At 70.9% G+C, this 19645-nt stretch carries 20 protein-coding genes; 2 read left to right on the top strand and 18 right to left on the bottom strand.

Annotated elements, in window-relative coordinates; translation table 11 throughout:
• Positions 1–4: 4 nt before the first annotated feature.
• Entirely contained in the window at positions 5–970 is a 966-nt protein-coding gene (locus JJ691_RS01955) for a DUF979 domain-containing protein (protein ID WP_211767072.1), read from the bottom strand.
• Positions 967–1656 carry a DUF969 domain-containing protein gene (locus JJ691_RS01960; protein WP_211767073.1) on the bottom strand — a complete coding sequence of 230 codons (690 nt, stop codon included), beginning with the start codon at positions 1654–1656 and terminating at the stop codon, positions 967–969. Before JJ691_RS01960 ends, JJ691_RS01955 begins: the two co-directional genes overlap by 4 nt.
• Positions 1657–2011: 355 nt before the next feature.
• Here JJ691_RS01960 and JJ691_RS01965 point away from each other — a divergent pair, with 355 nt between their 5' ends.
• Entirely contained in the window at positions 2012–2845 is an 834-nt protein-coding gene (locus tag JJ691_RS01965; protein ID WP_211767074.1) for a S1 family peptidase, read from the top strand.
• Positions 2846–2858: 13 nt separating this feature from the next.
• On the opposite strand, the gene JJ691_RS01970 is transcribed toward JJ691_RS01965, so the two are convergent.
• Positions 2859–3854: a LacI family DNA-binding transcriptional regulator gene (locus JJ691_RS01970; protein WP_306291346.1), complete on the bottom strand. Its 996-nt coding sequence runs from the start codon at positions 3852–3854 to the stop codon at positions 2859–2861.
• 45 nt (positions 3855–3899) lie between these two features.
• Positions 3900–5606, bottom strand: coding sequence for an L-arabinonate dehydratase (araD, locus tag JJ691_RS01975; RefSeq protein WP_249227623.1), 1707 nt, complete (start codon positions 5604–5606; stop codon positions 3900–3902).
• Positions 5607–5899: 293 nt separating this feature from the next.
• On the opposite strand from araD, the gene JJ691_RS01980 reads away from it, so the two are divergent.
• On the top strand, positions 5900–8002 hold the full coding sequence (locus tag JJ691_RS01980) for a diguanylate cyclase (protein ID WP_211767076.1): 2103 nt from the start codon (positions 5900–5902) through the stop codon (positions 8000–8002).
• A 134-nt stretch (positions 8003–8136) separates the two neighbouring features.
• On the opposite strand, the gene JJ691_RS01985 is transcribed toward JJ691_RS01980, so the two are convergent.
• From JJ691_RS01985 to JJ691_RS02050, 14 genes are all read right to left on the bottom strand, one after another.
• Complete coding sequence (locus JJ691_RS01985; protein ID WP_211767077.1) at positions 8137–8547, bottom strand: hypothetical protein; 411 nt, start codon at positions 8545–8547, stop codon at positions 8137–8139.
• Entirely contained in the window at positions 8547–9644 is a 1098-nt protein-coding gene (locus JJ691_RS01990) for a hypothetical protein (protein ID WP_211767078.1), read from the bottom strand. Before JJ691_RS01990 ends, JJ691_RS01985 begins: the two co-directional genes overlap by 1 nt.
• Entirely contained in the window at positions 9641–10636 is a 996-nt protein-coding gene (locus JJ691_RS01995; RefSeq protein WP_211767079.1) for a hypothetical protein, read from the bottom strand. The genes JJ691_RS01990 and JJ691_RS01995 overlap by 4 nt, the downstream gene beginning before the upstream one ends.
• Before the next feature lie 16 nt (positions 10637–10652).
• Positions 10653–11510 (bottom strand): phage distal tail protein, encoded by an 858-nt coding sequence (locus JJ691_RS02000; protein ID WP_249227624.1) that lies wholly within the window; start codon positions 11508–11510, stop codon positions 10653–10655.
• Entirely contained in the window at positions 11507–13021 is a 1515-nt protein-coding gene (locus JJ691_RS02005) for a phage tail protein (RefSeq protein WP_211767081.1), read from the bottom strand. The genes JJ691_RS02000 and JJ691_RS02005 overlap by 4 nt, the downstream gene beginning before the upstream one ends.
• A 19-nt stretch (positions 13022–13040) precedes the next feature.
• Positions 13041–13355 (bottom strand): hypothetical protein, encoded by a 315-nt coding sequence (locus JJ691_RS02010; RefSeq protein ID WP_211767082.1) that lies wholly within the window; start codon positions 13353–13355, stop codon positions 13041–13043.
• A 47-nt stretch (positions 13356–13402) separates the two neighbouring features.
• Complete coding sequence (locus JJ691_RS02015) at positions 13403–13708, bottom strand: hypothetical protein (RefSeq protein WP_211767083.1); 306 nt, start codon at positions 13706–13708, stop codon at positions 13403–13405.
• A gap of 17 nt (positions 13709–13725) precedes the next feature.
• Entirely contained in the window at positions 13726–14280 is a 555-nt protein-coding gene (locus tag JJ691_RS02020) for a phage tail tube protein (RefSeq protein ID WP_211767084.1), read from the bottom strand.
• Positions 14281–14304: 24 nt separating this feature from the next.
• Positions 14305–14727 carry a hypothetical protein gene (locus JJ691_RS02025; RefSeq protein WP_211767085.1) on the bottom strand — a complete coding sequence of 141 codons (423 nt, stop codon included), beginning with the start codon at positions 14725–14727 and terminating at the stop codon, positions 14305–14307.
• Between the two features lie 43 nt (positions 14728–14770).
• A complete protein-coding gene (locus JJ691_RS02030) occupies positions 14771–15766 on the bottom strand; it encodes an ArsR/SmtB family transcription factor (protein ID WP_211767086.1) in 996 nt (331 codons plus the stop codon).
• Positions 15767–15827: 61 nt separating this feature from the next.
• Positions 15828–16484 carry a transcriptional regulator gene (locus JJ691_RS02035; RefSeq protein WP_211767087.1) on the bottom strand — a complete coding sequence of 219 codons (657 nt, stop codon included), beginning with the start codon at positions 16482–16484 and terminating at the stop codon, positions 15828–15830.
• Positions 16481–17890, bottom strand: coding sequence for a cytosine permease (locus JJ691_RS02040; protein WP_211767088.1), 1410 nt, complete (start codon positions 17888–17890; stop codon positions 16481–16483). Before JJ691_RS02040 ends, JJ691_RS02035 begins: the two co-directional genes overlap by 4 nt.
• Before the next feature lie 156 nt (positions 17891–18046).
• Positions 18047–19057 (bottom strand): helix-turn-helix domain-containing protein, encoded by a 1011-nt coding sequence (locus JJ691_RS02045; RefSeq protein WP_211767089.1) that lies wholly within the window; start codon positions 19055–19057, stop codon positions 18047–18049.
• On the bottom strand, positions 19054–19626 hold the full coding sequence (locus JJ691_RS02050; protein WP_211767090.1) for a TetR/AcrR family transcriptional regulator: 573 nt from the start codon (positions 19624–19626) through the stop codon (positions 19054–19056). Before JJ691_RS02050 ends, JJ691_RS02045 begins: the two co-directional genes overlap by 4 nt.
• Positions 19627–19645: the final 19 nt, after the last annotated feature.

Genomic DNA, 19645 nt, shown 5'->3' on the forward strand with positions numbered 1-19645 from the left:
GGCTTCAGAATCCCATCAGGTACATGATCGCTATGTTGCACACCAGCAGCGGCGCGGCCGTGGGCAGCTGGGCCTTGATCGGACCGTAGCGGTCCTTCATCTCCAGCAGCACCGCCGGCACGATGTTGAAGTTCGCCGCCATCGGCGTGCACAGCGTGCCACAGAAGCCGGCCAGCATGCCCACCGCGAACACGATCGCCGGGTTGCCGTGGAACTGCTGGACCAGCACCGGCCAGCCGACCGCGGCGGTCATCACCGGGAAGGCGGCGAAGGCGTTGCCCATGATGATCGTGAACAGCGCCATGCCCAGGCAGTAGACGATCACCGCCAGCAGCAGCGAGCCCTTGGGCAGCACCGACGAGACGATCGTGCCGACGGCCGTGCCGACACCGGCGTTGGCGAACAGCAGGCCCAGCACGGCCAGCATCTGGGGCAGCACCACCGCCCAGCCGATCGCCTGCAGCAGGCGGGTTCCCTCGGTGAGGGGAAGTGTGAGCTTCAGCCCGCCGGCCGGGCGCAGCAGCACCATGCCGATCGCGGTGGCGACCAGCGCGCCCACGCCGAGGCCGGTCAGTGTGGCGGTTCCCGTGGCCAGCAGCGGCTTTCCGTGCACGGTGATCGAGGCGATCATCGTGCCGAAGATCAGGGCCACCAGCGGGATCATCAACGCCGGCACGAAAAGCTTGCCCCGCAAGGTGTTCGCGGCGGTGATCCGCTCGGCCTGGTTGGTGGTGGCGATCTCCGTCCTGCCCAGCGCTCCGAAGCCGGCCAGCCCGGCCACCACGATCACCGCCACGCCCAGCGGCCACGGCGGAGCCGTCTTGTTCACGACGAACGTCGAGTAGCAGAAGGAAATGCCCAGCAGTGCCCAGAACGCCGCGCCGCCGTACTGCGCCCGGCGGTAGCTGAAACCCGCGCCGGCCAGGAAGAACAGGCCGCACAGCCAGTAGAGCCACTCCGCGTCGATCATCGCGCCGACACCTCCTGCTTGACGGTCATGCGGCTCAGGGAGCGGTCCAGCCACAGCAGCCGGGCCCCGTGGATCAGATAGGCGCAGACGGCCGTCGGGATCGCCCAGACCGCGATCTGCAGGGCGTCCAGCTTGAGGTGGTAGGTGCTGTCGACCAGGCTGGTGATCAGCAGGATCGAGCCCACGGCCAGGAAGATGTCCTCGCCGAAGAACAGGCCGACGGTGTCGGAGCTGGCCGAGTAGGCCTTGACCCGCTCCACCTGCCGGTCGGTCAGCTCCCCGTGCCGGCGGATGGCCGCGGCCAGGGCCATCGGGGCGATCAGCGGGCGGACCGTCTGGGCCGGCCCGCACATGCCGGTCAGGCCCAGCGCCGCGGTGCCCTGGCGGATCAGCAGGTAGGCGGCGAGCAGCCGGCCCGTGGTCAGGGCCCGCAGCTTGCCGATCAGCCGGGCCGCCTGCTGTTGCAGGCCGTACCGTTCGAGCAGGCCGATCGCCGGCAGCGTGATCACGTAGATGGTGACCGAGCGGTTGGTGGCGAAGCCGGTGCCGAACGAGTCCAGGATGGCGACCGGGTTCAGGCCGCCGAGCAGAGCCGTGACGATACCGGAGACGGTGACGACCAGCATCGGATTCAGCCGCAGCGCGAAGCCGATCACCACCAGGGCGACGCCGATGAGGACGACCATGTGACCTCCTTCACGGGATGGGGTGCCTGGAAGGGTAGGTCTTGTTGAACAATCCTACAAGATGGCACTACGGACGGTAGCCGAGGGTGATTGAGGCCGGAGGGGTGCGGGGCGGGGCGATCGGCGGGGCGGGAAGGCGCTCGGCGGCGAGAGGGGGCGGCGTGGGCGAGAGGGGAGCTAGGAGAAATGGAGGCGTGGTGGTGGGAATGGCGCTCAGCCAGGCTTCGAGTCGTCGCTCGGGTGGGTGAAACGTCCGACTTTCGGCGGGTGGCGGGCCGCGTGGCTAGCGGGTCAACTGGTCCGACACTGTTACACCGTGTCACCTGACCCGGAGCCACGGAAGGGATTCCCTGCCATGCGTAAGAGCGTCCTCGGCACCCTGCTCGGCGCCCTGCTCGCGACCACCGCCCTGACCACCCCGGCCGCGACGGCCGCGCAGCCTTCAACGGCCCCTGCTGTCGCGGCAATCGACTTCTCGGGGACGGTGGCCCTGAACGACTGCTCCGGCTCCCTGGTGAAGCTGGCCGGCGCGCCGACCTCGGGCCCGGCTCTCGTGCTCACCAACGGCCACTGCTACGAGGGCGGGTTCCTCGACCCGGGCCAGGTTCTGGTGAACAAGTCCTCGTCCCGGACGTTCACGCTGCTGAGCCCGACCGGCGGCAACAAGGCGACGCTGCGGGCCACCAAGGTGTCCTACGCGACGATGACCGACACGGACATCACGCTGTACCAGCTGAACACCACCTACGACGCGATCAAGTCGAGCTACGGCATCAGCCCGCTGGAGATCGCGACCGCGCACCCGACGCAGGGCACGGCGATCAAGGTGGTCTCCGGCTACTGGAAGAAGATCTACAGCTGCAACATCGACGGCTTCGTCTACCGCCTCAAGGAAGGCGACTGGACCTGGAAGGACTCGATCCGCTACACGTCCAGCTGCAACACCATCGGCGGCACCTCGGGCTCCCCGATCGAGGACGCCAGCGGCAAGCTGATCGGCATCAACAACACGGGCAACGAGGACGGCGAGCGCTGCACCGTCAACAACCCGTGCGAGGTGGACCAGAGCGGCAACACGACCGTCCACAAGGGAACGAACTACGGCGAGGAGACCTACCTGCTGGCCGGTTGCATGACCGGCAGCGCGGTGGACCTGACCAAGGCCGGCTGCGCCCTCCCCAAGCCGTAGTCCCGAAAAGCGGCTACCCGGCCCGCGCCGGCGGCGCCGTGGTGGCGCGCACGATGAGCTGGGTGTCCAGCTCGTCCTGCCGCACCTCGGCGTCCCGGTTGGCCAGCCGGTCCAGCAGCAGGTCGACCGCCAGCCGCCCGGCCGGCACGACCGGCATGGCCACGGTGGTCAGCGGCGGCTGGCACAGGGCCCCGAACATCAGGTCGTCGAAGCCGGTGAGCGAGACGTCGTCGGGCACCCGCACGCCGCGGTCCCGCAGCCGCGCCAGCACACCGAGGGCCATGATGTCGTTGTACGCCACGATGGCCGTGACGTTCTCGGCGATGGCCAGGTCCGCCGCCTGCAGGCCGCCCTCGTAGCGCGGCGGGAACGGGCCCATGTCGACCAGGTCGACGTCGTGCCGCTGCACGGCGATGCGCAGCCCCCGGCGACGCTCCTTGTTGGACCACGAGGTGCGCGGCCCGTTCAGGTAGGCGATCCGGTGGTGGCCCAGCGCCACCAGGTGGTCGACCACCTGCCGCAGGCCGGAGCCGGAGTTCATCAGCGCCGCCGGCACGCCCCGCATGCGCCGGTTCAGCAGCACCAGGGTGGTGGACTCGGCCAGCTCCCGGACCTGCTGCTCGTCGATGCCGGGCGAGCACAGGATCACACCGTCGACCTGCTTGGCCATGGCCCGCACCAACTGCTCCTCGGCCGCCGGGTCCTCGTCGCTGTCGGCGACGAACACCGCGTGGCTGGCCATCCGGGCCTGGTTCTGCACGCCCTTGAGCACCCCGGTGAAGAACGGGTTGTTCAGGTCGGGCACCACGATGCCGATGTTGCCGGTCTTGCCGGTGATCAGGCCGCGGGCGGCCAGATTGGGCTGGTAGCCCAGGTCGGCGGCGACCGCCAGCACCCGTTCCCTGGTCGTCGCGCGAACCAGGTCGGGTGAGGTCAGCGCGCGCGACACCGTGGCGACCGACACCTGGGCCTGCCGCGCCACGTCGCGGATGGTCACCGCCACCGACATGCACCTGCCTTCCTGCAGCAACCGGAACTGTACGGGATCTTCGTGTCAGGTCGCGTCAGGTTCGGGCGTGCGACCCGGCTCGGCCAGGAAGTCGAAGTCGCAGCCCTGGTCGGCCTGCATGATGTGCCGGCTGAACATGGCCCCGTAGCCCCGGGTGTAGCGAGGCTCGGGCGGCGTCCAGGCGGCCCGGCGGCGGGCCAGTTCGGCGTCGTCCACATGCATGTGCAAAAGCCGTTTCGACACGTCCAGGGTCACCATGTCACCGTTTTGGAGCAATGCCAGCGGGCCGCCCGCGTGCGACTCGGGTGCAACGTGCAATACGCAAGTGCCATAGCTGGTGCCGCTCATTCGCGCGTCGGAAATCCGCACCACATCGCGGATCCCCTCGCGCAGCAGCTTTTTCGGGATCGGCAGCATTCCGTGCTCGGGCATGCCCGGCCCGCCGAGCGGGCCGGCGCCGCGCAGCACGAACACCGAGTCCGCGGTGGCCGGCAGGTCCTCGTCGTCGATGCGGCGCTGGAGGTCGGCGTAGCCGTCGAAGACGATCGCCGGACCGGTGTGGGACAACAGCTCCGGCCGGGCGGCGATCGGCTTGATCACGGCCCCGTCCGGCGCGAGGTTGCCGCGCAGCACAGCCAGCCCGCCGTCGGCGGCCAGCGGATTGTCCAGCGTCCGGATGACCTCGTCGTTGAAGACTTCCGCCCCCGCAAGGGTTTCGCCGAAGGTCCTGCCGGACGCGGTGGGCCGGTCCAGGTGCAGCCGGTCGCGCAGCCGGGCCAGCAGGCCGCGCAGGCCGCCGGCGTAGTAGAAGTCCTCCATCAGGAACCGGCCGCTGGGCCGTAGGTCGGCCAGCACCGGCACGTCCCGCGAGGCCTCGTCGAAGTCGTCGGCGGTGATCTTGATCCCGCTGCGGTTGGCCATCGCGACCAGGTGGATGACGGCGTTGGTGGAGCCGCCCAGGGCCAGCACGGTGGTGATGGCGTCGCGGTAGGCCCGCTCGTCCAGCAGCCGGGACGGCCGCAGGTCCTCGTGGACCATCTCGACGATCCGCATGCCCGAGGCGGCGGCCATCCGCTCGTGCCCGGAGTCGACGGCCGGGATGGACGCCGCGCCCGGCAACGTCATGCCCAGCACCTCGGCCACCGAGGTCATGGTGGAGGCGGTGCCCATGGTCATGCAGTGGCCGGGGGAGCGGGCCAGACCCTCCTCCAGCTCGCTCCACTGCCGGTCGTCGACCAAGCCGGCGCGGCGGTCGTCCCAGTACTTCCACATGTCGCTGCCGCTGCCCAGCACCTCGCCGCGCCAGTTGCCGCGCAGCATCGGCCCGGCCGGCACGAAGATCGCCGGCAGGTCCATGCTGGCCGCGCCCATCAGCAGCGCCGGCGTGGTCTTGTCGCAGCCGCCCATCAGCACCGCGCCGTCGACCGGGTAGGAGCGCAGCAGCTCCTCGGCCTCCATGGACAGCAGGTTCCGGTACAGCATCGCGGTCGGCTTCTGGAACGTCTCGCCGCCCATCGAGCCGGCCGGCAGCTCGACCGGGTAGCCCCCGGCCTGCCAGACGCCGCGCTTAACCGCCTCGGCCCGTTCCCGCAGGTGGCTGTGGCAGGGGTTGAGCTCGGTCCACGTGTTGACGATGGCGATGACCGGTTTGCCCAGGTGTTCGGGTCCGCCTATGCCGAGCTGGCGGGTCCGGGTCCGGTGGCTGAACGCACGCAGGCCGTCGCCCGCGTACCACCGTTGACTGCGCAACATCTTCTGCCTCCCGTTCGCTCTGGACACCGTCATTGAAAACGTTTACTGTGTGTTTCAGCAACCAGGGTACGCGCCCAGGGAGCAGCACAGACCCCGGTGTGGGTTGACATGCGCGGCGGCTTCGTCAACCCACACCGGCCCTCACTTTCGTGACGCGGGAAATTAGGGATGCTCTTTCATCTCCGGTCTTTGGCACGGCCGTACCGGCGTTATCCCCTATCCTGAGCCGTACGCGATCGGGATAGGAGACGGTGACTGATCCGTCGGCCAATTCCGGATGAGAGGGTGCTTGCATGGGCGCGAGGGGTCCGCGTACCGACAACGACCGATTGTGGATCGGCTACCTGTCGGCCGGCGCCCTGGTGCTGCTGGCCTACTACCTCGTCCCGCCGACCGGGGCCGGCGTCGGCGTCAGAATCACCCTCTACTGCCTGGACAGCGCCTCGGCCGCGGTCATGGTGGTCATCGGCATCCTGCGCCACCACCCCCGGCCCCGGCTGCCGTGGTTCATGCTGGCGCTGAGCCAGGTCGTCTACGCCGCCGCCGACACCAGCTTCTACGTCGCGCACTACGCGTTCGGCAACGTCGACTACCCCGGCGTCGCCGACCCGCTCTACGTGGCCCACTACCCGCTGGTGGTGGCCGGCCTGCTGATGCTGATCCGCCGCCGCACCCCCGGTCGCGACCTGCCCGGCATCCTGGACGCGGCGGTGATCGGCGTCGGCGCGGCCATGCTGTCCTGGCTGTTCCTGATCGCCCCGAACGCCCGGCTGGACGCGCCGATCGTGGTCAAGGCCTTCTCGCTGGCCTACCCGGTGCTGGACCTGCTGATGCTGACCGTGGCGCTGCGGCTGATCCTCGGCGGCGGGCGGCGGCCGCTCTCGTTCTACCTGCTGACGTTCAACATGCTGGCCTTCGTCGCGGCCGACACCATGTACGTCGCGCAGCAGCTCAGCGGCACCTACGTGACCGGCAACTTCCTGGACGCCATCTGGCTGGCCGGCAACCTGGGGCTGGGCGCGGCCGCGCTGCATCCGACGATGGCTCGGCTCACCGACCCGTCCCCGGTGCGCGACGCCAGCATCGGCCCGGCCCGCATCACCGCGCTGTGCGCCGCCGCCCTGATCGCCCCGGTGACGCTGTTCATCCAGGCCAACCGCGGCGACTTCCGGGACATCCCGGTGATCGCGCTGGCCTGCGCGGCCCTGTTCGGGCTGACCATCGCCCGGCTGGCCGGGCTGGTGTCCGACCAGCGGCGGCTGGCCATCACCGACGCGCTGACCGGCCTGCACACCCGGCGGTTCTTCGAGGCCCAACTGCCCATCGAGGTGGCGCGGGCCCGCCGCGGCGGCGGCTCGCTGGCCGTGTTCATCGTGGACGTCGACCACTTCAAGTCGATCAACGACCGCTACGGCCACCCGGCCGGCGACCAGGCCCTGATCGAGATCGCCGCCCGGCTGCGCGGCGCCGCCCGCGGCGGGGACGTGCTGGCCCGCTACGGCGGCGAGGAGTTCGCGCTGCTGGTGCCCGAGGCCAGCCTGAGCGAGCTGCAGACCATCGCCGAGCGGCTGCGGGTGCGGGTGGCCAGCAGCCCGGTCGCGGTGTCCGAGGACACCTGGATCGCCGTCACCGTGTCGGTCGGGGCGGCCTGCTTCCCGCTGCACGGGGACAGCCCCAACGAACTGGTCGCCACCGCCGACCGGGCGCTGTACGTGGCCAAGGCCCGCGGCCGGGACCAGGTCGTGGTCGGTGAGGCCTCGGCCACCAACACCGCGGTGGCCACCGACCACACGGCGATGATCGACTACCTCAGCCACGTCGCCGACGAGGTCGACGCCCTGCTGGCCGCGCACGACCACAGCCTGGCCATCAGCCGGTGGGCGCTGACCATGGCCACCGCGCTCGGGCAGGACGAGGCCATGGCCCGCAACGCCGAGCTGGCCGGCCGGCTGCACGACATCGGCAAGATCGTCATCCCGGAGGCGGTGCTGACCAAGCCCACCGCCCTGACCGAGGACGAGTGGCGGCTGGTCCGCCAGCACCCCGAGTACGGCTACCGGTTGGCCCGCATGGTGCCCGGCTTCGGTGTGGTCGCCGACATCATCCGCCAGCACCACGAGCGCTACGACGGCAACGGCTACCCGTCCCGCCTGGTCGGCAACGGCATCCGGGTCGAGGCCCGGGTGCTGGCCATCTGCGACTCCTGGGCCGCGATGCTGGTCGACCGGCCGTACCAGCCGGCGCTGAGCGTGGACGCCGCCGCCGAGCAGCTGCGCCAGGGCCGGGGCACCCAGTTCGACCCGGACGTCGTCGACCTGTTCCTCGACCTGCTGCGCCAGGGCCGGGTCGGCGACCTGAAGAAGCCCACCGAGCTGGCCCCCGAGCAACGCCCCTGACTCAGGGGTATGTGCGTCTCCAAGACCTACAAACCCCTCGTTCGGTGTCGTCAACTGCCTCAAACCCGACCGGGTTTGAGGCAGTTGGAGACCTGGAGCGGCGGGTTTGTGGGTCTTGGAGACACTCAAACCTGTTAGGACAGGGTGGCGAAGGCCTGGATGGTGCCGCGGCCCTGGATTCGGACCGTGCCTCCGGTCACGGCGATCACGTGCTGTCCGGCGGAGAACTCCGTGTCGGGCCGGCCGTCGACCTGAACCCGCACGTCGCCGGGGCCGTCGGCCCACAGCCGGACGGTCGCGGCGGTGGCGGGGATGGTGGCGGTGGCGAGGTCGGTCCAGTCGGCGGCGTCGGTCAGCTGCCACCAGTCGACCGGCCGGGACGGCACGAACTGCGCCACGGCGGCGGTGTCGGTGGCCGCGGCGAAGGCGGGGACGGCGTTCGTGGTCGCCGCCAGTGCCGCGTGGCGGGCCTCCAGCAGGCGCAGGCGGCGCTGCAGCTCGCGGAGCGAGGTGTCCAGGGTGTCCCGGTGGTTGACCTTGGCCATCACTGCTCCGGTTCGAAGGAGGAGACCGTCAGCTGGACCTCTTCCTGGCCCTCGTCGCCGGGCGTGACGGCCAGGCTGAGAATGCGCATGGTGACGTCGAGCTGCCGGCCGGGGAAGAAGAGGTCGTCCACGACCATGCGGGCGTCGTCGCCGACCTCGTACAGGCCGACTTCGGGGTAGGCGTCGGCTCGCACGGTGAGCTCGGGCAGCGCCACGGGCCGGCCCTGCACGGCCAGCGTGCCGGCGGCCCAGTCGGTCAGCAGCCCGGGGTCGTCGGTGTCGATTTGGCTGGTGGTCAGCTCCAGCAGCGGCCAGCCGGCCGGGTCGGCGGCGGCGAGCCCGAGGGCCTGGCCGCCGGAGCCCTGGGTGAACACCCGGTTGCCCATGATCGAGGCGTCCTGCGGCCAGCTGAAGTCGATCATGTTGGCCCCGAACTCCCACACGAACGGCCCGCCGGCCTGGCCCAGCCGGGGAAAGCCGGCCCGCAGCTCCCGCACCGGCCGGCCGTCGTCGCCGTAGCGGACGTCGACCACGAAGTCGAAGCCGCCGGCCGCGGTGGCCAGGTCCTTGAGCACGTCGGCCACGACCTTGAGGTCGCCGGGCGCGTAGCTGAGGCTGCGGGTCACGCCGGAGGAGTCCGGGCCGGTGAAGCCGATGCCCAGATCGCCGCCGGGATGGTTCTGGGCGGTGCGCACCAGGTCCCGGGCGATGGCCAGCTGATCCACGTCGGTGTAGGTGATCGCCGGCATCGACGACGGGTTCCCGGCCAGCGGCGTGCCCAGCACGAACCGGTGCTCGAAGTAGGACAGGAAGTCGGCGGCCCCGATCTGCAGCGAGCCGGTGCCCACGGCGTAGGTCGTGGTCCAGATGATGCCGCCCCACAACAGGATTCCGTCCCGGTCCACGTACAGGCAGCTGCGGCCGGGAGTGGTGAGCACGCGTGGGTCGCGGATGCTCACGTTGGGGTCGGTGACCTGGAGGCTGCCGCGGAAGGAGCCGGTGTCGTTGAGCTTCTTGTCGAAGCTGACCCCGGTCAGCGGCAGCTCGTCCAGGATCTGCCCGGTCCTGGTGTCGGCGATCAGGTACGTGTAGGTCACGTGTTGATCCACGACGTCTCGACGCCGACCCAGTCGCCGGCGGCCAGCCCGTACGGCTGCGAGGCCTGGATGTGCAGCACGTTGTTGGTGACCGCGACCTGGATGGTGCCGGTGCCGGCGGGGGCCTGCCAGATCCGGGCGTGCGGCGGCTGGCACGAGGTCGGCATGTCGCCGATGGGCAGCAGATCGGTCAGCTTCGGGGCGACGGCGTTCTGCGTCCACACCATGCCGCGCAGGTGCGTGGTGTCGCCGATCCGGCGGACCTGCGGCGGTTGCAGGTCGAAGACGGTGCTGGGGAAGTACCAGCCGGTGCGCAGGGTGAGCGGGACCCAGCCGGTGTCGGTCGGGTTGACCGCGGTCCGCCAGGCCGCGCCGTCGAACAGCTCCAGGTTGTTCGTATCCAAACGGTGCACGTACATGCCCTGGTACGGCGCGGCCGGCCGCTGCTCCGGCTTGAACACCGGCAGCACGCCGCCCAGCGCGGTGGTCAGCGTGCGCCTGTCGGTGACGGTGGGCGTGCCGCCGCCGGTCGGGGGCACCTGGATCTGCGCCAGCTCCAGGTAGCTCGGGTTCTTCACGGCCGGCGGCTGCGGCGGGTTGGCCGGCTGGCCGGTCACCACGTGCACGACAAAACCGTTGGCGGAGCTGGGATCGATCTCCGCGACGACCCGGTCGAGCCGGCTCTGCTGGCCGTCCGCGGCGGCCAGCGGGAGCTGCTGGGCCGAGCCGAGGGTGGCCAGGAACGCGCCGCCGCCACCGGGCGTCAGGTCGGGGATCACGGCCTGGAACGGGTTCACCGACACCGCGACCGGATTGCTGCCGGCGACCACGGCGACCTGGCCGGGAAAGCCCGGCGTCGGGCGGATGCCGGCCAGCGAGCGCAGCGGCGTCGCCGTCGCCGAGCCGTCCGGCGCGGCCAGCAGGCCGGTGGCCAGCCGGGCCGCGGTCGCGTCGATCCCGTTCACCCAGCCCGGGTGGAATTCGCCTGTCATCTCCAACTCCCGTTGCTCAGATCCAGGTGTCTCGCCAGTAGGCGACCAGCCTGGCGGTGTCGGTGCCGTCGGCGGCCTCGAAGGCGACCGAGGTGGACCCGGGCGGCAGCGTGAACCACGACGAGCCCGGGTCCAGCGCGGACCGTCGGGACGCGTCGCCCAGCAGCACGGTGCGCGCGGCGGTGTCCACGTACAGCGTCTCCGCGCCCAGCCGCAGCGAGAACGACAGCCGCTGCCCGGTGTTCTGGTTGACGATCGTCGGCTGCGCGCACGGGCCCTGGATGGTCCAGACCGGCCGGGCCGGGGCGGTGCCCTGATTGGTCAGCAGCAGCGACCCGCCGACCGGGTTGCCGAAGTCCAGCGGGAACGCGAGCGGGAACGTCAGCCCGGCCGCAGGCTGGGGCAGGCCGCAGTTCTGTTGGTAGGCAACGGATCCGTAGCGCATGGGGTCGGGCGCGGTGATCTGCAGCGACCACTCGAAGGTGGCGCGCGTGCGGTCGGACATCTTGGCGTGGCCGGACAGCCGGGCCTGCACCTGGCGGGTGAACAGCTGCTCCCGCACCTGGAACGTGCCCAGCGCGGTGGCGTCGGTGAAGACGGCGGCCAGCCGGTTCTTGGCCAGCTCCTTGGCCTGCCAGCTGGGCGCGATGGCCAGGCCCTCCAACGTGATCACCCGCGGCGACCGGTAGCCGGGGGAGTCGAACGCCCCGTCGGCACGGGCCTTGTTCACCAGGCCCAGCCGCATGTCCGGGGTGTCGTTCCAGCCCTGTTCCTTGGTCACCCACCACTCGACGCCGTCCGGGTCGACGGTGTTGCCGGCCCACACGTCGGCGGCGTAGACGGGCAGCTGCAACGCGGTGAAGTCTGCTGTCATCGCTTCCCTGCCCATGCGACCTCGCGGGCGGCGATCCGGCCGATCTCGTACTCGGACTGCCCCTGCTGCGGATAGACGTTCACGGCCACGCCGCCGGCGGTGGCGGCCGCGGCGGCGCCGCCGGTGGCGGCCAGCCGGCCGCCCAGACCGGTGAGCGAGGACTGGGCCAGGCCGGCCATGCCGGCGATGGCGGAGACCGGTTTCGGCGCCGGCACCAGCTTGTTCATCGCGGCGTTGACCAGCCCGGTGCTGCCCTCGATGCCCTGGGCCAGGCCCTCGCCGATGTTCTGGCCGTAGCCGGCCATCAGCTTGGACGGCGAGGAGATGCCCAGGATGCTCTTGATGGGCCCCGGGATGTGGTCGATGATGAAGCTCTTGATGGTGTCCAGCAGGTGGCTGGCCATGTTCTTGATGCCGTTGATCAGACCCATGATCAGGTCCTTGCCGGTGTTGAACAGCAGGCTGCCGAAGTCGCCGATGGCGCCGAGCACCCGGCCGGGCAGTCCGCTGACCCAGCTGATCACCCCGCCGATGGCGCCGCTGACCGCGCTCACCACCCGGTTGAACGCGTCCCGGACGAAGGTGTAGACCGCCTCGATGCCGTGGATGATGGCCACCACCGCGGTGACCGCGGCGCTGATGATGGTCTTGATCACCGTCCACACCACCTCGATCTCCACCTTGATCAGGTTGAAGTAGATCGAGATGACGGACTTGATGAACTGCACGGCGCCGGAGATGATGCCCTGGATCGCCGGCCAGACCTTCTGGATGACGGCCTGGATGAACGAGCTGACGCCGGAGATGATGGCCTGGATCGCCGGCCACACCACGGCGACCACCTTGCCGATCACCGTCATCGCCGACTGGAAGACCTTCTCGATGATCGGCCAGGCGGTGGTGATCACCTTCTCCACGATGCCCATCACCGTGGAGACGATCTTGCCGATCAGTTGGAAGGCCTTCTCGAACGCGGCTCTCAGGGTGGCGTTGTTCTGGATCAGGTTGATCAGCAGCGGCAGGAACTTCTGCACGATCTGGATGACGAAGCCGATCGGGTTGGACCGGAAGGCGACGTTCACGCCCTCCTGCGCGATCTTCCAGGCCTTGGTGACCTCGCCGATCGCCCCGAACGTCTTGGGCAGCGCGACCAGTTCCTTGGTCATGCTGACGACGTTCTTGGCCGAGTCCAGCGCGTTCTTGCCGATGGCCAGCAGCTGCGGCCCGGCCTGCCTCGTCTGGTTGACGAAGTTGCCGATGTCGCCGGGCAGCGACTTCACGGTGCTGACCAGCACGCGGGCGTTGGCATCCACCGACTGGGCCGCTGTGGCGGCGGCCCTGAACCCGTCGCCCAGCGCCTTCACCTGGCTGCCGACCAGTTCCTGGAAGCTCGCCTGAACCTGCTTGGCCGCCTGCGACATCGACGCCTGGATCTGGCTCTGCACGTTCTGGACCATCGCCCGGACGGCGGCCTCGTACTGCGCGGCGGACTCGGTCCCCGCTCCACTCACGCCTTCCCCCTAATGCCGTTCACAGGCCGCCGAAGAAAGCGGCGATCTCCTCGGGCGTGGACGCGCGCGTCGCCGCCGACTCCTCGATGCCGGGCCGGGGCAGCGGCGCCGGCGGCTCGGGCCGGTCGCCGTCGCCGCTGTTGGCCGACACGAACAGCCAGTTGGCCACGGCCAGTTGGTCCACCACGGTGGCCAGCAGGTGGTCGGCCAGCCGCCAGTCGGCCTGCTCGCCGTGCAGCGCGCGCACCAGATTGCTGTCGGCGGGCAGGTGCTGGACGAGCACCCGCAGCCGGCGCGCCGACAGCGTGCCCCGGTAGTGGTCGAGCAGGTCCACGCCGTAGTAGCGGAGCAGGTCCGCCTCGACGGCCTCGGCGTGCTCGGTCAGGAGCGCGTCGAGGCCGACTCTTCCCCCAGCGCCATCCCGGTGTCCTTGCCGTACGCCTCCAGCAGCGCCTGGATGTCCTGCACAGAGGTGTGGTGCGTGGCGAACCGCTGGAACTGCTCGGGCCCGAGCATGGCGGCCAGCAGACCGTCCAGATCGGACGGATCCAGCCCGGCCAGCTCCCGCACCGTGGTCCGGGACAGTTCGGTGGGCAGCGCGAAGGTCTCGCCGTCCAGCTCGAACTCCCAGCGCTCGCCGGTGGCCTCCAGCCGCTGCGCCCGCGCCGCGTTGACGTTGTAGCCCATGGGATTTCTCGCTCTCGTCAGGAACCGGCGGTCGCGGTGAGGGTGTTCATGGTCCAGGTGGCCAGGCCGTTGTTGGCACCGAGCAGGGCCACGAAGGTGACGCCGAGCTTGATCGGGGCGGTGCGGGTGATCGAGGTGTCGTCGGTCTCGGTGACCGCGCCGCGCGGCACCACGATGCGCTGCACGATCTGCGGGCCGTCGTTGAACTCGATGCCCAGCGCCCGCTCGTCGGTGTGGGCCAGGCCGGAGACGGTGTAGCCGAGCTTCGGGTCGACCGTGCCGCCGCCGAAGAAGAACGGCACCGTGTCGGTGTTGACCTGGAGCAGGGTGAACTTCAGGGACAGGTCGCGCTGGGCGTGCACCAGCCGCACCGGGGCGACCGCCTGCCAGGTCTCGACGGGCTCCATCTTGTCCTTCTTCACCACCTTGACCCCGTCCTGGGTGGTGAAGCCCAGGTCCGACCAGCCGGTCCAGCCGGTGGTGAAGTCGGCCGGCGGGGCGGTGCCCACCGGGGCCACGTACACGTGGCCGACGCCGGCGACCCGGATCTCCCCGGTGTTCTGTCCTGCCATGGGTTTCCCCTCCGAAAGGATCGATCAGGCGGTCTTCGGTCCGATGTGGACGGTCAGCCGGAACCGCGTCATGTAGCGGGGCGCGTTGTCGTGCTTGACGTCGGAGAACCACTGCGGCCCGTAGTCCTCGCTGATCCAGCTGACGCCCGGCACGGCGTGCGTCAGCACCGGCATCAGGCCGCGGGCGGTCCCGGCCAGGTTCAGCGCGTCCGTCTTGGACGGGCCGTAGGTGTCCAGCCGCACCAGCGCCTGGTCGACCTGCTGGTCCTCGTCGTAGGCGCCGCCGACCCGCTGCACGTACACCGTGGCCGAGCGATTGTCCCAGTTGGCCGGGAAGTCCGGGCCGACGTGCACGCCGGCCAGCTCCGGCCGGGCCGCGAGAAAGGTGGCGACCAGCGTCTCCACATTGGGAAAACTCAGTTGGCCACCGGTGAAAGCGCCCGTCACGTGTGTCCCCCTCACGCCCCGATGGCACGAGTCTGGCACCGGGTCAGCGGCGGCCGCCCATCGTTTCGGGCACCGCCGAAAGATCCAGGTCGCCACGATTGAGCAGGGACCGGCCCAGCGGCGTCAGCCGGTGCACCGCGGACCGGCCGGCGCGCCGGGTGGACAGCAGCCCGGCGCCCCGCAGCACGGCCACGTGCTCACTGGCCGAGGCGGCGGAAATGACGGCCCGGCAAGCGAGTTCGCCGGTGGTGCAGCCGTCGCCGACGATCGCCAGCACGGTGGCCCGGGTGCGGCCGAGCAGGTCGGCCAGCGGCCGGGTCGGCCCGGTCCCGGTCCACTCGTCGCCGTGCTCGACGGGATAGACCAGAACCGGCGGCAACGTCGGATCCACCAACGTGATCGGCCGCCGCCAGCAGAACGCCGACGGCGCCAGCACCAGGCCGCGGCCGTTCAGGTGGACGTCCCGGGAGACCGGGTAGTCGACGCTGAGCACCCGGTTTTCCCAGTCGCAGTCGGGAAGTCCGCTCAGCAGGGCGTCCACGCCGCCGGCCAGCAGGTCCCGGCCGCGCATGGCCCGATCGGTGTCCACCGCGGCCAGCACCTGTGGCCACACCGGTTCCAGCGCGACCCGGTGGTACTGCCGCAGCAGGTCCACCAGCCGCCGGCGCGCGTCGCGGTCATCGGCCAGCAGGCCGGTCACCAGCTTGGGCACGACTCGCCGGTCGGCCAGACCGGACAGCTCGGCCCGCACCCGTTCGGCCGGCGTGCGCATGATCGTGTCGAGCGCCTCGTCGAGGTTGCCGGCCGGGGTGAGGAAGTCGGGGGAGTAGCCGCGCGCCGGCATCAGCGCGAACAGCTCCCGCAGCCACATCGCGTCGGTCAGCGTGCGCACGGCCTCGGCGCGCCAGGACCGGAAGACGGCCCCGCCGGCCTTGGACTGCACCAGGTGCAGGCTGAGCAGCAGCTCCCAGGCGGCCGCCGGTCCGGCGGCCACCCGGGTGCTGAGCAGGTCTTCGGCGGTGAAGTGAAAGCGCAGCATGTGGTTCCCCCCGACTCGCTTGTCGAGGGGGCCACCGCCCGCGTTACCGCGTTTTGTCCGGTCAGGCCAGTTCGGCCAGGGTGTTCCAGAACATCAGCTCGTAGCTCTGGATCAGCCGGCCGTACTCGAACGCGGCGTCGGTGCCGTGGCCGGCGTCCAGACCGGCCTGCACGGCGGCGATGGCCGGCTCGTCGCCGTCGGGGGCGGGCGCGGCGAAGAAGTCGAAGAACGAGCAGCCGTCGTCGTCGAAGCCGTAGTGCTCGCGCAGGCCGGCGGCGACCGCCCGGCAGTAGTTGCCCCACGCGGCGAAGTTGGCCACCACGGCCAGCGTCACGTCGGTCGGCTCGCCGTTGAGGGCCAGCCAGGCCAGATAGGACGGGTAGGCCTGGCAGCCGGCCTGCGGCTGGTGGTCGCGCAGCGCCTGCTCGTCCAGGCCGGCGGCCTTGGCGAACTTGCCCAGGTTGTCCAGTGCCAGGCCCTCGCCGGCGGCTAGGCCCGAGAAGAAGGCCCCGGCGGCCGGGTCGGCGCAGCGGGACGCGAGCACCAGGAAGCTGCGCCAGTCGCTCACGATGATCCGGTGCTGCTCGGCGGCCAGCGCGGCCAGTGCCTTGCGGTCGGCGGCGCCGGCGGCGATGAGCGGCACCAGCCGGTTCTCGTGCTCGCCAGGCGCCAGGTCCGTCCTAGCTTTCTCCAGCAGTTCGCGTGCCGTGACGGTCATCGCTGCGTGTACCCCTCGGTCGTCGGCTCAGTGGTCGGCTCTCGAAGCCGCCGGCTGAAGCCCAGCACGGCCGCGGCGTTCGGCTTCCCGGCGACAGCGGCGGCCAGTGCAGCGTAGATCAACCCGGCCAGCAGCCACGTTTCGACCGGCACGATGCCGGCGCTGGGCGCGGCGTCCTGCCACGGCAGCAGACCCAGGCCCCAGGCGCCGAACGCCACCGCCAGCACCACCGCGGCCAGGCCGGGCCAGTTGGCCAGCGCCGACTCCCGCCAGGTCGGGACCTCGTCCACCCGACGCCGGCGCAGCCAGAACTGGTCCACGCACATCACCACCGTGGTGCTGGGCAGGGCGATCGAGGACCAGCTGGCGACCTTGTAGAAGCCGTCCTGCACGTCCGGAAACTGCCAGGTGAACACCGCGGCGATGACCGCCATCAGCAGGCAGGTGTGCCAGCGCTTCCAGCCGGGGACGGTGCCGAGCAGGTTCTGCCCGCCGTTGATCATCTCGTAGTAGTTGCCGTCGTTGATCGCCACGATCAGCACCAGCGCGACCAGGCCGCCCAGCCACAGCGCGCCGAACAGCGAGTACTCGACGGTGTAGTGGAAGGCCGGCCCGAAGTCGTACTGGCCGGCCCCGGACAGCTGGGCCATCATCCAGCCGCCGGCCACGAACAGCACCAGCCCGACCGCGAAGGCGATGCCCAACGCCGGCGCCGGCCACAGGAACTTCGGCTTGCCGTAGCGCCAGGTGTCGGGCTCGTTGCCCCACATCACCGAGCCGATGGCCACCCCGACCCCGGTCAGGAACGGCAGCTCGGCGGTCGGCTTCGGGGTGGCCGACAGCGCGGCGGCCGGCATCGTGCCGATGCCCTTGATCACCAGGTACAGCACCCAGATGATCATCAGCGGGGCCGCCACCCAGCGGGCGAAGCCGGCGATTCCCTTGAAGCCGAACAGGTTGTTGGCGATGCCGAGCACCGCCAGCAGCACGCTGATCACGACGACGTGGCCCCAGCCGTAGAGGCCGTCGAACAGGGTGGCCAGCAGGTTGAAGGCGAACGCCGTCCAGCCGGCGGCCACCCCGACCAGCAGCAGGCTGACCAGCAGGGAGCCGATCTTGCCGAGGATGGAGCGGGTCAGCAGGGCGTGCGTCTGGCCGGTGGTGGAGCCCAGGTAGGCGGCCGGCAGGGCGTACAGAAAGTAGGCCACCGCGCCGATCGCGCCGGCGGCGATCGCCTGCGGCAGCGAGTAGCCGGCGTCGTGGTACTGGAAACCCAGGAACAGATAGGTGAAGCCGGCGGCCAGCGTCACCCACAGGGCGACGAAGTGGTAGCGGGACCGGCGTTGTTCGGCCGGCACGATGCCGGCCGCGCCCGTCGAGTAGTCGTGATCGGCAGTGTCCGCCACCAGCGCGCCCTCTCCCCGTGCCCACAGTGCTGGGAAAGCTACTACACACAGCGTGAACGCAGACCCGTCGGCAGGACCAAGAGGCTTAACCCGAAGAGCCCAAAGTTGATCACGTAGGGCAGCCGGTCGACTCCTTGGGTACCCCCGAACCGGTGATCAGGAGTCGCGCAGGCGCCGCAGTCCCAGCGCGAGCATCAGCCGGAACCGGCCGGTCGGCGAGTTCACGTCGAAGCCCAGCGTCGCCTCGGCCCGGGCCAGCCGGCCGGCCATCGAGCTGTGGTGCCGGTGCACCAGGACTGCGGCCTTGCGCACCGAGTCGGTGGCGATCACCGCCGTCAGCACGTCCAAGGTGTCCTGGCCGCCGGGCTCGGCGGCCAGCCGGTCCAGCGCCCGCACGTCCGGGATCTCGGCGATCTCGTCGGGCTGGATCCGGTGCGCGAGCGGGCCCAGCGCGCCGAGATCGTCCCAGGTGACGGCGTCGATCACGCCCGGGGTGGTGAAGCGGACGGCCGTCCGCGCCGCCTGCCACGACTGCGGGGCGCGCATCGCCGGCACCGCCGGGCCGATGCCGATCGTGTGTCCGGCCGGGACGATCGTCTCGGCCGGCGCGAGCACCGCGTGCCGGTCGCCGATCGCCGCCTGCGGGCCCGGCGCGTCGGGCAGCGGGCCGTCCTTGACCGCCAGCACGCGGATCGGCGTGAGCGGGGAGAAACCCAGCAGGTGCAGGGCCCGGGACCGCTCGGCGTCGCCGGCCGAGGCGCTGACCGCCAGCTCCACCAGCGCCGGATCGTCCAAACCGGACAGTCGGGCCCTGGTCTCGCCCAGCAGCACCGCCGCCGCGATGGCGAACCGCTCCAGCACGATCTCGTCCAGCGGCAGCGGCTGGCCGGCCCGCTCCAGCCACACCCGGCCGCCGCCGTCCAGCTCCCGGCTCGGCCCCGGCGCCGGGGCCTCGGCCAGCGACCGGCCGTCCTCGTCAGCGCGCAGCCAGACGCCGGTCTCCGGCACGCTCAGGCCCGCCGGGCACTCGGCCAACTCGGCCGTGCTGGCCACCAGCCGCTCCAGGCCGGCGTGCTGGGCCACCAGGGCGTCGAAGAAGCTGATCACCCGCACCGCGCTGGCCGCGTCGGCGTCGAGCGCGGACAGCCGCAGCAACAGGCCTTTCATGACAACGAGGTTAGCGCGGCCCGGAGTTCGGCCAGGGCCTGTCGGGCGAGCTCGGGCAACGTCTGCTCGGCGGCCGGGTCGACCCAGCGCGCGTAGGCGCTGTCGAAGGCGCGGACGCCGATTTCCGCGGCGAGGCCGGCGGTCGGCTCCGGCACGCCGCGGTCGCGCAGCGCCCTGGCCATCGCCGAGACGAGTTCGGCGTGCTTGAACGCGGCGCGTTCCCGCAGTTCGCTGGTGCCGGCGATGACCGTGAGCAGCCGGGGCCCGAAGTCGCGCTGGAAGGGCCGGAAGCTGGCGGTGGCGGCGTCGAGGGCCCCGGCGACCGCCGCCAGCGGCGTCGCGTCGGCCGGGGCTGCCGCGACGCCGTCGGCCAGCAGTTGAGCGTGCGCCTCCTGTCCGGCGAACAGCACCTCCCGCTTGTCGCGGAAGTGCCGGAAGAAGGTGGTCTTGGTCAGCCCGGCGCGCTCGGCGATCTGGGTCACCGCCGTGGCGTCGTAGCCGTGCTCGGCGAACAGGTCGAGGGCGGCCACCACCAGTCGCTCCCGCGCGTTCGGTTCCCATCGAGCCATGGCCCCCACCCTAGTGATG

This window comes from Kutzneria sp. CA-103260 (assembly GCF_018263855.1).
In the GTDB taxonomy this organism is placed as follows: Bacteria; Actinomycetota; Actinomycetes; order Mycobacteriales; family Pseudonocardiaceae; genus Kutzneria.

Bases quoted from the DNA above. Each gene is read 5' to 3' on its own strand.
- JJ691_RS01955 (WP_211767072.1), bottom strand. From the start codon at position 970: ATGATCGACGCGGAGTGGCTCTACTGGCTGTGCGGCCTGTTCTTCCTG.
- JJ691_RS01960 (WP_211767073.1), bottom strand. From the start codon at position 1,656: ATGGTCGTCCTCATCGGCGTCGCCCTGGTGGTGATCGGCTTCGCGCTG.
- JJ691_RS01965 (WP_211767074.1), top strand. From the start codon at position 2,012: ATGCGTAAGAGCGTCCTCGGCACCCTGCTCGGCGCCCTGCTCGCGACC.
- JJ691_RS01970 (WP_306291346.1), bottom strand. From the start codon at position 3,854: ATGTCGGTGGCGGTGACCATCCGCGACGTGGCGCGGCAGGCCCAGGTG.
- araD (WP_249227623.1), bottom strand. From the start codon at position 5,606: ATGTTGCGCAGTCAACGGTGGTACGCGGGCGACGGCCTGCGTGCGTTC.
- JJ691_RS01980 (WP_211767076.1), top strand. From the start codon at position 5,900: ATGGGCGCGAGGGGTCCGCGTACCGACAACGACCGATTGTGGATCGGC.
- JJ691_RS01985 (WP_211767077.1), bottom strand. From the start codon at position 8,547: ATGGCCAAGGTCAACCACCGGGACACCCTGGACACCTCGCTCCGCGAG.
- JJ691_RS01995 (WP_211767079.1), bottom strand. From the start codon at position 10,636: ATGACAGGCGAATTCCACCCGGGCTGGGTGAACGGGATCGACGCGACC.
- JJ691_RS02000 (WP_249227624.1), bottom strand. From the start codon at position 11,510: ATGACAGCAGACTTCACCGCGTTGCAGCTGCCCGTCTACGCCGCCGAC.
- JJ691_RS02015 (WP_211767083.1), bottom strand. From the start codon at position 13,708: ATGGGCTACAACGTCAACGCGGCGCGGGCGCAGCGGCTGGAGGCCACC.
- JJ691_RS02020 (WP_211767084.1), bottom strand. From the start codon at position 14,280: ATGGCAGGACAGAACACCGGGGAGATCCGGGTCGCCGGCGTCGGCCAC.
- JJ691_RS02030 (WP_211767086.1), bottom strand. From the start codon at position 15,766: ATGCTGCGCTTTCACTTCACCGCCGAAGACCTGCTCAGCACCCGGGTG.
- JJ691_RS02035 (WP_211767087.1), bottom strand. From the start codon at position 16,484: ATGACCGTCACGGCACGCGAACTGCTGGAGAAAGCTAGGACGGACCTG.
- JJ691_RS02045 (WP_211767089.1), bottom strand. From the start codon at position 19,057: ATGAAAGGCCTGTTGCTGCGGCTGTCCGCGCTCGACGCCGACGCGGCC.
- JJ691_RS02050 (WP_211767090.1), bottom strand. From the start codon at position 19,626: ATGGCTCGATGGGAACCGAACGCGCGGGAGCGACTGGTGGTGGCCGCC.